Origin of the sequence: Pseudomonas sp. xss_2, assembly GCF_043104195.1 — a bacterium.
GTDB lineage: Bacteria > Pseudomonadota > Gammaproteobacteria > Pseudomonadales > Pseudomonadaceae > Aquipseudomonas > Aquipseudomonas urmiensis.
On record NZ_JBICKL010000030.1, the window covers coordinates 1 to 12,074 of the forward strand.

The window sequence follows — 12,074 nt, forward strand, 5'->3', positions numbered from 1 at the left end:
CAGTGCGTTCGATCAGGCGATCCGAACCACCTTCGGCAACGCGCGCTGCACGTTCCTGCAAGCGTTCAGCGCCACCTTCGGCCAAGGTGTTCAGCGGTTGCGCAACTGTAGCCGAGCTCGAACGCGATTCGGCGGTCAGGTGTTGATCCTGAGCGGGCAGGGCGAAGGCGTTGGCGGCGGCGATGGAAAGGGTCAGGCTCAGCAGCAGATGGCGTTTCATGATTTCGGTGCTCCTCTGGGGGGCTGGAAAGTGGGTACGAAGCCAATGCTACTCCCGGTAACTCCAGAGAAAAGTTCATAAGGCTAATGGTAACAATCGACGGTATTGATACTCAGTTGCGACCCTTCTATCTCGCGTGTTTCTGAGGCTGAGGTGGCGATTTGATGGTTGGCCCGATGGGTAACAGCCGAGCCGGGAACAGACCAAAAGCTGAGAGGGGTGTCAGGAAATTCTTGGTTATCATGGGTTGTTCGATTAAACCCCGCAGCTTTTCATCAGTCCGACATACTAAGTGCCATCGTCGTGCCCGCCTTGTGCCATGCAGTCAGGAGAATTACGCAATGACGCGCCCTGCCAGAATCTTCACCTGGATCTTCACCAGCCTGATCACCGTGCTGGCGATACTGGTGGTGGTCATCGCCACGTTCGATTGGAATCGCGCCAAGCCGCTGCTCAACGAGAAGGTTTCCGAGGCCCTGCACCGGCCCTTCGCGATCAACGGCAACCTCGCTGTGCAGTGGCGCACCGAGCCTGAAGAGGGCGGTTGGCGAGCCTGGGTGCCCTGGCCGCACTTCATCGCCGAAGACCTGACCCTTGGCAACCCCGACTGGCTCAAGGAGCCCACCATGGTCGGCTTGGAGAAGGTCGAATTCCGCCTCTCGCCGTTACCGCTGATGTTCCAGCAGATCGTCATTCCGCGCATCGACCTGACCAAGCCCACAGCCAGCCTCAATCGGCTGGCCGATGGCCGTGCTAATTGGACCTTCGATTTCGGCCCGAAAGATGAAAACGCCGAGCCGTCGAAATGGGTACTGGACATCGGCGCCATCGGTTTCGACCAGGGCAACGTCAGCTTCGATGACCAGACCCTGAAAACCAGCATGAAGGTGCAGATCGATCCACTGGGCAAGCCAATCCCGTTCAGCGAGATCGTCGGCAAGGCCAGCGCCGAGAAAACCGGTGGCGCCCAGGACTATGCCTTCGGCCTCAAGGCGCAAGGCCGCTACAAGGGCCAGCCGGTGTCCGGTACCGGCAAGATCGGTGGCCTGCTGGCCCTGCAGGACGCCCGCCAGCCGTTCCCGCTGCAAGCGGATGTGCGCATTGCCGACACCCATGTAGTGCTCGCCGGTACCCTCACCGACCCGCGCAACCTGGGCGCGCTCGACCTGCGCCTGCGCCTGGCGGGCAGCAGCCTGGGCAATCTCTACCCGCTGACCGGCGTGACCCTGCCGGATACCCCGGCCTATTCCACCGACGGCCACTTGCTTGCCAACCTGCATGCGCCTGAAGGCGCGCGGTTCAGCTACGAAGGCTTCAACGGCAAGATCGGCGACAGTGACATCCATGGTGACCTGGCCTTCGTCGCCAGCCAACCGCGGCCGAAGTTGACTGGCAAGCTGGTCTCCAACCAACTGTTGTTCAAGGACCTGGCGCCGCTGATCGGCGCTGACTCCAACGCCGAGCAGAAGGCCCGTGGCGGAGCCAGCAAGCAGCCCACCGGCAAGGTGCTGCCGGTAGAAGAGTTTCGCACCGAACGCTGGCGCGCCATGGACGCTGACGTCAGCTTCAGCGGCAAGCGCATCGTGCACAGCGAGCAATTGCCCTTCAACGACCTCTCGGCCCATGTCCTGCTGGAAGACGGCGTGCTGCGCCTGGAGCCGCTGCGCTTTGGCGTGGCAGGTGGCAACCTGGCTTCTAACATCCGCCTGGACGGGCGCAGCGTGCCCTTGCAGGGCCGAGCCAAGCTCACTGCCCGGGGCTTCAAGCTCAAGCAATTGTTCCCCAGCTTTGCGCCGATGCAGACCAGCTTTGGTGAGCTCAATGGCGATGCCGACTTGAGTGGCCGGGGCAATTCGGTGGCGGCCCTGCTGGGTACTTCCAACGGCGATCTGCGCCTGCTGATCAACGACGGCGCGATCAGCCGCAGCCTGATGGAGATCGCCGGGCTGAACGTGGGTAACTATGTGGTCGACAAGTTGTTTGGCGACAAGGATGTGAAGATTAACTGCGCCGCGGCGGATGTCGGTATCAAGGATGGCCTGGCGACCACCCGGCTGTTCGTCTTCGATACCGAGAACGCGATCATCTACGTCAATGGCACGGCTAACTTTGCCAGCGAGCAGCTGGATCTGAAGATCACCCCGGAGTCGAAAGGGGTGCGCTTGTTCTCGCTGCGCTCGCCCTTGTACGTGCGCGGGCCGTTTGCCAAACCCAATGCTGGCGTGCAGGCGGTGCCGCTGGCATTGCGTGGAGCAGGGATGGTGGCGTTGGGGCTTGCTGTAGGGCCTGCGGCGGGGTTGCTGGCGCTGATTGCGCCGAGTGGCGATGTGCCCAATCAGTGTACGCCGCTACTGGAGCAGATGCGGGCTGGGAAGGCGCCGGCGGCGGTCAAAGCCAAGAAGTGAAGCGAATCTTACTCATACGTGGAAGCGGGCTTGCTCCGCGATAGCGATGGTGAACTCACCGACGCTATCGCGGGGCAAGCCCGCTCCCACGTAAGGGTTTGAATCAAAGGCCTTGGAGCAGATCCGCCATGTCATCAGCGTGCTCTTCTTCCTGCGCCAGGATGTCCTCGAAGATCCGCCGAGTAGTCGGGTCACTCTCACCAATGAACTGAATGATCTCGCGATAGCTATCGATCGCAATGCGTTCAGCCACCAGGTCTTCCAGTACCATTTCCTTCAGCGAGTTACCCGCCACGTACTGTGCATGGGAGTTCTTGCTCAGGTTATCCGGATTGAAGTCCGGCTCGCCGCCCAGCTGGACGATCCGCTCAGCCAGCTTGTCGGCATGCTCCGATTCTTGGTTGGCGTGCTCGAGAAACTCCGCGGCAGCAACGCTGGCCTTGATGCCACTGGCCATGAAGTAATGGCGCTTGTAGCGCAGGACACACACCAGCTCGGTTGCCAGTGACTCGTTGAGCACACGCAGGATCTTCTCGCGATCAGCGCTGTAGCCCTCGGTCACCGCCCCTTGCTCGACATGCTGGCGGGCACGCTCGCGCAGGGTTTTCACATCGGTCAGTTCAACGTTGCTCATGGTTATCTCCGAAGATTCAGGGTGGTCAGGGTGTCAGGAGGGCTTAGGCGCCGGGCACGGCTTCCTTGTCCTCTTCTCGTTGCTTGCAGGTCTTGAAGCCCTTCGCATCGACATGGCCAGTGGCATCGAAACGCACGTAGTAGGGCTGTTGGTGGCCGTCGCGGTTGAGGATGTAGTCGTTGCAGGTGCCGCCATGGGGCAGATCGATGACATTCGATGGGCTGCCGCCGATGGCAATCACCTTCTGCATGGTCATGCCGTGTTCGACCTGCTTGACCAGCGGTTCATCGCGGTAGGTGACGTAGTCGACCGGGTTCTCTGGGCGGCTGCCGCAGGCGGCCAGGGTGGCGCTGGCCAGAAGGATTGCCAGGGTCTGCTTGTACATGGTCCCGCTCCTTGCTCAGGGTCTGTTTGGTTTGGAACCGCACGACGCGCCAGGAGTTCGATTGCGATGTTCATCGACATGGCGCTAGTGTTGGCCGACTGACCATGGAGAGGGATGGGCGATGAACCAGGATCTGGCCACGCGTTACCCGTTGGTGCTGGTGCCGGGAATGCTCGGCTTTGTGCGGCTGCTGCTCTATCCCTATTGGTTTGGCATCGTCGCCGCGTTGCGCAAAGGTGGCGCGCAGGTGTTCCCGGTGCAGGTGTCGCCGCTGCATTCGAGCGAAGTGCGCGGGGAGCAGTTGCTGGCGATCATCGAGGACATCTGCCAGCGCACCGGGGCTGAGCGGGTCAACTTGATCGGTCATAGTCAGGGTGCGCTCAGCGCCCGCTATGCGGCGGCCAAGCGGCCAGACCGGGTGGCTTCGGTAACCTCGGTGGCAGGCCCCAATCATGGCTCGGAGCTGGCCGACTATCTCGACCATAAGGCGCCTGGCGACTCACCCCATGGGCGCATTCTCAAGGCCGTGCTACATGGCCTAGCGGTGTTGCTGGTGTGGCTGGAGACCGGTTGGCGCCGCGATCCACTGCCAATCGATGTGCACGCCTCGCATCAATCGCTGACCCACCATGACGTGGCCCGCTTCAACCAGGCTTATCCACAGGGCCTGCCAGAGGTGTGGGGTGGGGAGGGCGCATATGAAGTCAATGGCGTGCGCTACTACTCCTGGTCCGGCACCCTGCAACCAGGGCGCACTGATCAAGGACGTAATCGCTTCGATGGCAGTAACCGCTTCTGCCGCTTGTTCGCCCGCACCTTCGAGCGCGAGAAAGGCCAATGTGACGGCATGGTCGGGCGCAACAGCTCGCACCTGGGCCAGGTGATCGGCGATGACTATCCGCTGGATCACCTGGACATCGTCAACCAGTCACTGGGCGCGGTCGGCAAGGGTGCTGAGCCGGTGCGACTGTTCACCGAACACGCCGCTCGGCTCAAGGCTGCCGGGCTGTAGCGGCGCCGCGTACAGGGGTGGTCCAACGCTCGGCGAGCAGTACCCCGGCCAGGGTCAGCAGGCCGCCATACAGGTGATAGGCGGCCAGTTGCTCGTCCAGCACCCAGGCGGCGATCAGCGCCGTCACCACCGGCAGCAGGTTGAAGAACAAGGTCGTGCGGCTCGGCCCCAGGCGATGCACGGCCTGCATCCACAGTAGCGGGGCAATCATCGAGGCCAGTACGCAGGCGTACAGCACCAGGCTGAGGTTGTGTGGGTTGAGCCCGGTTTTCGCCGACAGCAGGAACAGCGGCAGCAGTACGATGATCGCCACCAGCACTTGCAGGTACAGCAACTGCAACGGCGGCAAACGCAATTGCCACTTCTTCAGCAAGAAGCTGTACAGGGCGTAGGCGAAGGTCGCCACCAGCATCAGCAGGTCGCCGCGATTCAAGCCCTGATCGAGCAACCCCAGCGGGTGGCCGGCCGACACCACTTCCAGGACCCCAACGAAGGACACCAGCGCCCCGAGCAGTGCGCCGAAGGTCAGCCGCTGGCCGAGCCAGGCGATCGACAGGGCCAGGGACATCAACGGCATCAGCGAGAGAATGATGCCCATGTTGGTGGCGCTGGTGATCTCTGCGGCGAAGTAGGCCAGGCTCTGGTACAGGGCCATGCCGAGGATGCCGAGGATGAAGATCTTGCCCAGGTGCGGGCGGATTGCCGGCCAATTGCGCCAGACCTTGGGCAGCAGGAACGGGGTGAACAACAGGCCAGCCAGCAGCCAGCGGTAGAAACCGATCTCGGCCGGGAAGATGGCGCCGGCCGAGAGTTTGGTGACTACTGTGTTGCCGGCCCAGATGAGGATGGCCATGAGGGGGAATGCGTAGTTCATGTAACTGGGGCTCTTTGGATAACGACGAGCGTGGGAGCAGGCTGCGGTGGTGAGTTCACTGCCGCTATCGCGGGGCAAGCCCGCTCCCACGATGACCGTCATTATCCTTCTGTCTGTATGCAGACCTATACTCGCATCCAGACAACCCGCCCCTAGATCCAGACAATGACCGGCAAATACCTCGACATCCCTCAGTTCGACCAGCTCCCCGCCCCGGTCTACTTTCGCTACGACGAATTCGGCGCCGACACCATCAGCGCGCCCCATCGCCACACCTGGGGCCAGCTCAACTACGCCGCCCACGGCGTGATGCACCTGGATGTCGACGGCCAGCGCTTCATCTCACCGCCGCATCTGGCGGTGTGGGTGCCTCCCGGCTGCGAGCATGGTTGCTACAACCCCCAGGCCATCGTCTATCGCTCGGTCTATTTGCACCGCGACCTGTGCCACGACTTGCCGCAGCAGCCCTGTAGCCTGGTGATCAGCGACATCCTCAAGGCGATCCTCAGCGATTTTGCCCGTCGCGACCTCAAGGTCGCCCAGGATCAGTGCGACCTGCGCCTGACCCAAGTCCTGCTCGATCAGCTGCACCTGTCGCCGACCCAGGCCTGCTACCTGCCGTTCGCCCGCAGCGAAGGCTTGAGCCAGATTCTCGACGCCCTCAGCGCCGAGCCAGGCGACAACCGCCCCTTGGCCGACTGGGCCGCCCGTATCCATGTCAGCGAGCGCACCCTGGCCCGGCAGTTTCTGCGCGAGCTGGGCATGAGCTTTGGTGAATGGCGGCTGCGCTTGCGCTTCTTGCGCGCGATCGAGGCGCTGGAGGCCGGCACGCCGATCCAGTCGATCGCCTTCGATCTTGGCTACAGCAGCGCATCAGCGTTCATCGCCATGTTCCAGCGCCAGGCGCACTGCACGCCGCAGCAATACCGCCGGCAGGCGCGCGCGGCCTGAGCAGGGGGTGGGCATTGTTGGCTACACTCAGGCGCATGTCCGTGCATCGGGCGCGGAGACAAGGAGACCACTCCATGAAGATGCTGCAAGTGCCGTTGCTGGTGTTGGGTGTGTTGATCAGTGCACAGGGATTCGCCGCCACTGCCCAGCAGGAAAAAATGAAGACCTGCAATGCCGAGGCTACCGAGCAAACCCTCAAGGGCGATGAGCGCAAGGCGTTCATGAGCAAATGCCTGAAAGCCACCCAGCAGGAAAAGATGAAGAGCTGCAACGCCACCGCGACCGAAAAGGCGCTCAAGGGCGATGAGCGCAAGGCCTACATGAGCGACTGCCTGAAGAAGAAATGACCTGCGCCTATGTTTGCCGGGCGAAGGCTGGCAGACTGCGGATCTTTTCCGCTGTCTGCCCCTGAGGCTGTATGACTTTCACCCCTCGCCAAGTCACCCTGGCCAGCTGGATCATCGTGTTTGCCGGCCTGCTGCTGGCGCTGCCGCTGAAGTTGCTGCCGAGCCTGCTGGCCGGCCTGCTGGTCTTCGAACTGGTCAACATGCTCACCCCCAGGTTGCAGCCATTGATCGCCGGGCAGCGTGCGCGCTGGCTGGCCGTGGCGCTGCTCGGCACTCTGGTCGTCACTACCCTGACCCTGTTGATTGCCGGCGCTTTCAGCTTCCTGCTGCACGAAGCGGAGAACCCTGGCGCGTCGTTGGACAAGTTCATGGGTCTGGTCGAGCGCGCCCGTGGCCAGCTGCCGCCGTTCATCGAAGGCTATCTGCCGGCCAGTGCGGCCGAGTTCAAAGTGGCGATTGGTGACTGGCTCAAGAGCCATCTGGGTGAGCTGCAGCTGGTAGGCAAGGGCATGGCGCACATGTTCGTCACCTTGCTGATCGGCATGATTCTCGGCGCCATCGTCGCCTTGCAGCGCATCCCGGACATTTCCCGGCGCAAACCTCTGGCCGCCGCGCTGTTCGAGCGTCTGAGCCTGTTGGTCAAGGCGTTTCGCAATATCGTTTTCGCCCAGATCAAGATTTCCCTGCTCAACACCTTCTTCACCGGGATCTTCCTGGCGGTGGTGTTGCCGATGTTCGGCGTGCACCTGCCGCTGACCAAGACCCTGATCGTGTTGACCTTCCTGCTGGGGTTGCTGCCGGTGATCGGCAACTTGATGTCCAACACCCTGATCACCATCGTTGGCCTGTCGCTGTCGATCTGGGTGGCGGTGGCGGCGTTGGGTTACCTGATCGTGATCCACAAGGTCGAGTACTTCCTCAACGCGCGGATCGTAGGTGGGCAGATCAGTGCCAAATCGTGGGAGTTGCTCTTGGCCATGCTGGTGTTCGAGGCAGCGTTTGGTTTGCCGGGGGTGGTGGCGGGGCCGATCTACTACGCCTATTTGAAGAGTGAGTTGCGCCGGGCTGAGTTGGTCTGACGCGAGATGTTGCTGCATCGTGGGAGCGGGCTTGCCCCGCGATAGCGGTAAGGGGCTCGCCCTCGCCATCGCGGGGCAAGCCCCACTTAGCTGCGATCAGACGATGCCGTAGCGCTTGCGCGCCTCGATCGCCAGACCACTACCAATGCTGCCAAAGATATTGCCTTCGACATGCCGGGCATTGGGCAGCATCGCCGCCACGCTGTTGCGCAGCGCCGGGATCCCGCTCGAACCACCGGTAAAGAACACCGTATCCACCTGGCTCTCAGTGACCCCGGCCTTGTTCAGCAACTCGCTGACACTGCCGCGTACCCGCTCCAGCAAACCGTCGATGGCCTCCTCGAACACCGCCCGCGTCAGCTCCACACTCAGCTCTGGCTCGATCCGACGCATGTCGATGCGCCGGCTCGGCTGCTCGGTCAGTTCGATCTTGCTGGCTTCCACTTCCATGGCCAGCCAGTGCCCGGCACGCTGCTCGATGACCTTGAACAGGCGGTCGATACCCAGCGCGTCTTCGATGTCATAGCGCATGCTGCCCAACGCCAGCTGCGATTTCTGCGAGTACACCGAGTTGATGGTGTGCCAGGTCGCCAGGTTCAGGTGGTAGCTGGTCGGCATCAGGGCGCCGCTCTTCATCCGGCTGCCATAACCAAACAACGGCATCACGCCCTGCAGGCTGAGCTGTTTGTCGAAGTCGGTCCCGCCGATGTGCACACCGCCAGTGGCGAGGATGTCGCTCTGGCGCTCATCCAGCAGATGACGTTCCGGCGACAGGCGGATCAGCGAGAAGTCGGAAGTACCCCCGCCGATGTCGACGATCAGCACCAGCTCTTCGCGGTCGATGCCCGACTCATAGTCGAAGGCCGCGGCGATCGGCTCGTACTGGAACGACACGTCCTTGAAGCCGATCTTGCGCGCGACGTCGGCCAGGGTGTCCTCGGCCTCCTGGTCGGCAGCCGGGTCTTCATCGACGAAGAACACCGGACGGCCCAGTACCACCTGCTCGAACTCGCGGCCGGCAGCGGCCTCGGCACGCTTTTTCAGCTCGCCGATGAACATCCCCAGCAGGTCCTTGAACGGCAGCGCAGTGCCCAGCACGCTGGTGTCATGCTTGATCAGCTTGGAGCCGAGCAGGCTCTTGAGCGAGCGCATCAAGCGCCCTTCGTAGCCTTCCAGGTACTCGTGCAGGGCCAGGCGGCCGTATACCGGGCGACGCTCCTCGATATTGAAGAAGACCACCGAGGGCAAGGTGATCTTGCCTTCTTCCAGGGCGATCAGCGATTCGGCACCTGGGCGGTGCCAGCCGACCGTGGAGTTGGAGGTACCAAAGTCGATGCCCAGGGCGCGGGCCGGGGATACGTCGGACATGAAAAATAGCTTCCGGAGGCAAAACGGCCGCGCAGTTTATGCCAGTGGCCAGCAGAATCAAGACCAGTCGTCTGCTCTCGAGCAACCCCAAGCTGCCCTTGAAAGGCTATGCTTGACCCCTATCTTCAGAAGCAACGTGCAATTTCTCATTGGTGATCCATAGATGGACTTCAAAGACTATTACAAGATACTCGGCGTAGAGCCTACCGCGGACGACAAGGCGATCAAGGCCGCGTACCGCAAGCTGGCGCGCAAGTATCACCCCGATGTCAGCAAGGAGCGCGACGCCGAGGACAAGTTCAAAGAGGCCAACGAGGCCTACGAAGTGCTCGGCGACGCGCAGAAACGTGCCGAATTCGACGAGATCCGCAAGTATGGCGGCCAACATGGCCGGCCGTTCCAGGCACCCCCTGGCTGGCAGAGCCGGGGTGGTGCGGGTGCTGGCGGTGGCTTCGAAGGCGGCGATTTCTCGGATTTCTTCAGCTCGATCTTCGGCGCCCGGAGTGGCAGCCCGTTCGGTCGTGGCCAGCAGCAACAACAACGTAGCGCGGGCAGGCGAGGGCAGGACGTGGAACTGGAGCTGGCAGTCTTTCTTGAAGAGACGCTGAACAACGAGTCCAAGCAGATCAGCTTCCAGGTCCCGCAGACCAATGGCGCCGGCCAGCGTACCGGGTTCACCACCAAGACCCTCAACGTCAAGATTCCAGCCGGCGTTGCCGACGGCGAGCGTATCCGCCTCAAAGGCCAAGGCGCGCCCGGTGTCGGCGGTGGCGCCAATGGCGACTTGTTCCTGACCATTCGCATGGCACCGCACCCGCTGTTCGATGTCGAAGGTCATGACCTGATCATCACCGTGCCGCTGGCGCCGTGGGAGGCTGCGCTGGGTACCAAGGTTGAAGTGCCGACCCTGAGCGGCAAGATCAACCTGACTATCCGCCCCGACAGCCAGAGCGGCCAGCGCCTGCGGATCAAGGGCCGGGGCCTGGCGACCAAGCACGGCGAGCGCGGTGACTTGTACGCCCAGCTCAAGGTCGTCATGCCGACCCAGTCGGATGCCGAGACCCGCGAATTGTGGAGCAAGCTGTCCGAGAAAGCCGCGTTCAATCCGAGGACACAATGGAGTAGTTGATCATGAGCAGCACCCTGATCGTTCAACTGGACATGCGTACCCTCTGTCAGGAAGCCAACCTTTCGGCCGACTGTGTGATCGAAATCGTCGAACATGGGATTGTTGAACCTTCAGGGCGAACGCCTGAAGACTGGCTGTTCGACGACCGCGCGCCGGTGACGGTCAAGCGTGCGGTGAAGCTGCATGATCAGCTTGAGCTGGAGTGGGAAGGGGTAGCGCTGGCGCTGGAGCTGCTCGAGGAAGTGCAGCATCTGCGCAGTGAGAACAGCATGCTCCGGCAGCGCCTGGGGCGTTTCACCCAGCTGTAGAAACAGCAAGCAGTTACTGGTATCAGGTGGGAGCGGGCTTGCCCCGCGATAGCGAGGGTAATTGCACTGCTGCTATCGCGGGGCAAGCCCGCTCCCACGTACGCGACTACTGCGGTGGTGCGCCGGGGTTCAGCACCAGCTGCATGAAGGTCAAATCCAGCCAGCGGCCAAACTTCACCCCCACCTGCGCCATCTGCCCGGTGACCACGAACCCCAGCCGCTCATGCAGGCGCACCGACGCCGCATTGCCACTCTCGATCGCGGCCACCATCACATGCTTGCCACACGCCCGGGCCCGCTCCAGCAGTGCCTGCATCAGCACCGGGCCCAGGCCCTTGCCGCGCTGGTCATCGCGCACGTACACCGAATGCTCGACGGTGTAGCGAAACCCCTCGAACGGCCGCCAGTCGCCAAACGAGGCATAACCCAGCACGCCACTGGCATCCACCGCCACCAGGATTGGATAGCCCTGCTGCGCCCGCGCCGCAAACCAGGCTTGGCGGTTGGCCAGGTCAACCGGGGTTTCGTTCCAGATCGCCGTGGTGTTGCGCACGGCATCGTTGTAGATGTCGAGGATGCCCGGCACATCGCCTGGCAGGGCATCGCGGATCTCGTAACTCATGACAAGCGTCTCGCAGGGGAAGTGGGTGCAGATTAAATGGTTACCAGCCCGCGCACACCTTCGGCCTGCATGTTTTCCCCACGCCCCTGCTGGATGATCTCGCCACGGGCCATGACCAGGTAGTGGTCGGCAAGCTCGGCGGCAAAATCGTAGAACTGCTCGACCAGTAAAATGGCCATGTCGCCACGGTCGGCCAGCGTGCGGATCACCGCGCCAATCTCCTTGATCACCGAGGGCTGGATGCCCTCGGTCGGTTCGTCGAGGATCAGCAGCCGCGGCCGGCTGGCCAGGGCGCGGCCGATGGCCAACTGTTGCTGCTGACCACCGGAGAGGTCGCCGCCACGACGTTGCTTCATCTGCTCCAGCACCGGGAACAGCTCGTAGATGAACGCCGGCACCTCGCGGGCTTCGCGCGCCGGAAAGCGCGACAGGCCCATCAGCAGGTTTTCCTCGACGCTCAGGCGCGGGAAGATCTCGCGCCCCTGGGGCACGTAGGCGATGCCGGCGTGGACCCGTTGTTGTGGCTTGAGATTGGTGATGGCTTTGTCTTCCCAGTGCACGCTGCCTTCGCGTGCCGGGACCAGGCCCATCAGGCAGCGCAGCAGGGTGGTCTTGCCCACCCCATTGCGCCCGAGCAGGCAGGTGACTTCACCGATCTTGGCCTCGAACGACAGGCCGCGCAGGATGTGGCTGCCGCCGTAGTACTGGTGCAGGGTGTCGATTTTCAGCATGAGTAGTCC

At 62.5% G+C, this 12,074-nt stretch carries 13 protein-coding genes and 1 pseudogene; 7 read left to right on the forward strand and 7 right to left on the reverse strand.

The annotated features are described in order from the left end of the window. Window positions 1–220 (reverse strand): annotated as a pseudogene (locus ACF8K2_RS04160) (phage infection protein); the annotation flags it as partial. A 341-nt stretch (window positions 221–561) separates the two neighbouring features. On the opposite strand from ACF8K2_RS04160, the gene ACF8K2_RS04165 reads away from it, so the two are divergent. Then, window positions 562–2,625 (forward strand): AsmA family protein, encoded by a 2,064-nt coding sequence (locus tag ACF8K2_RS04165; protein WP_392463598.1) that lies wholly within the window; start codon window positions 562–564, stop codon window positions 2,623–2,625. Window positions 2,626–2,728: 103 nt separating this feature from the next. On the opposite strand, the gene ACF8K2_RS04170 is transcribed toward ACF8K2_RS04165, so the two are convergent. Further along, entirely contained in the window at window positions 2,729–3,259 is a 531-nt protein-coding gene (locus ACF8K2_RS04170) for a bacterioferritin (protein WP_186555573.1), read from the reverse strand. Window positions 3,260–3,302: 43 nt separating this feature from the next. Beyond that, window positions 3,303–3,644: an osmotically-inducible lipoprotein OsmE gene (osmE, locus tag ACF8K2_RS04175; RefSeq protein ID WP_186555572.1), complete on the reverse strand. Its 342-nt coding sequence runs from the start codon at window positions 3,642–3,644 to the stop codon at window positions 3,303–3,305. A gap of 121 nt (window positions 3,645–3,765) precedes the next feature. Here osmE and ACF8K2_RS04180 point away from each other — a divergent pair, with 121 nt between their 5' ends. Continuing rightward, entirely contained in the window at window positions 3,766–4,656 is an 891-nt protein-coding gene (locus ACF8K2_RS04180; protein WP_392463601.1) for an alpha/beta fold hydrolase, read from the forward strand. On the opposite strand, the gene ACF8K2_RS04185 is transcribed toward ACF8K2_RS04180, so the two are convergent. Then, a complete protein-coding gene (locus ACF8K2_RS04185; RefSeq protein WP_392463602.1) occupies window positions 4,637–5,530 on the reverse strand; it encodes a DMT family transporter in 894 nt (297 codons plus the stop codon). The genes ACF8K2_RS04180 and ACF8K2_RS04185 overlap by 20 nt on opposite strands. Window positions 5,531–5,695: 165 nt before the next feature. On the opposite strand from ACF8K2_RS04185, the gene ACF8K2_RS04190 reads away from it, so the two are divergent. From ACF8K2_RS04190 to ACF8K2_RS04200, 3 genes are all read left to right on the forward strand, one after another. Further along, window positions 5,696–6,481 (forward strand): AraC family transcriptional regulator, encoded by a 786-nt coding sequence (locus tag ACF8K2_RS04190; protein WP_392463604.1) that lies wholly within the window; start codon window positions 5,696–5,698, stop codon window positions 6,479–6,481. A 74-nt stretch (window positions 6,482–6,555) separates the two neighbouring features. Then, the gene (locus ACF8K2_RS04195; RefSeq protein ID WP_186555568.1) at window positions 6,556–6,828 is read left to right on the forward strand and encodes a PsiF family protein; all 273 of its coding nucleotides are present in this window, start codon (window positions 6,556–6,558) and stop codon (window positions 6,826–6,828) included. Between the two features lie 71 nt (window positions 6,829–6,899). After that, the gene (locus ACF8K2_RS04200; RefSeq protein ID WP_312151322.1) at window positions 6,900–7,907 is read left to right on the forward strand and encodes a hypothetical protein; all 1,008 of its coding nucleotides are present in this window, start codon (window positions 6,900–6,902) and stop codon (window positions 7,905–7,907) included. A 96-nt stretch (window positions 7,908–8,003) separates the two neighbouring features. Here ACF8K2_RS04200 and ACF8K2_RS04205 read toward each other — a convergent pair whose 3' ends face one another. After that, a complete protein-coding gene (locus tag ACF8K2_RS04205) occupies window positions 8,004–9,275 on the reverse strand; it encodes an Hsp70 family protein (protein WP_392463606.1) in 1,272 nt (423 codons plus the stop codon). A gap of 163 nt (window positions 9,276–9,438) precedes the next feature. Between ACF8K2_RS04205 and cbpA the strand changes: the two genes are divergently transcribed. Both cbpA and ACF8K2_RS04215 read left to right on the forward strand, forming a co-directional pair. After that, on the forward strand, window positions 9,439–10,404 hold the full coding sequence (gene cbpA / locus ACF8K2_RS04210) for a curved DNA-binding protein (RefSeq protein WP_392463608.1): 966 nt from the start codon (window positions 9,439–9,441) through the stop codon (window positions 10,402–10,404). Between the two features lie 2 nt (window positions 10,405–10,406). Further along, entirely contained in the window at window positions 10,407–10,712 is a 306-nt protein-coding gene (locus ACF8K2_RS04215; protein WP_186555564.1) for a chaperone modulator CbpM, read from the forward strand. Between the two features lie 106 nt (window positions 10,713–10,818). Here ACF8K2_RS04215 and ACF8K2_RS04220 read toward each other — a convergent pair whose 3' ends face one another. Next, window positions 10,819–11,334, reverse strand: coding sequence for a GNAT family N-acetyltransferase (locus ACF8K2_RS04220; RefSeq protein WP_392463610.1), 516 nt, complete (start codon window positions 11,332–11,334; stop codon window positions 10,819–10,821). Between the two features lie 32 nt (window positions 11,335–11,366). After that, entirely contained in the window at window positions 11,367–12,065 is a 699-nt protein-coding gene (gene urtE / locus ACF8K2_RS04225; RefSeq protein WP_186555562.1) for an urea ABC transporter ATP-binding subunit UrtE, read from the reverse strand. Window positions 12,066–12,074 lie beyond the last annotated feature (9 nt).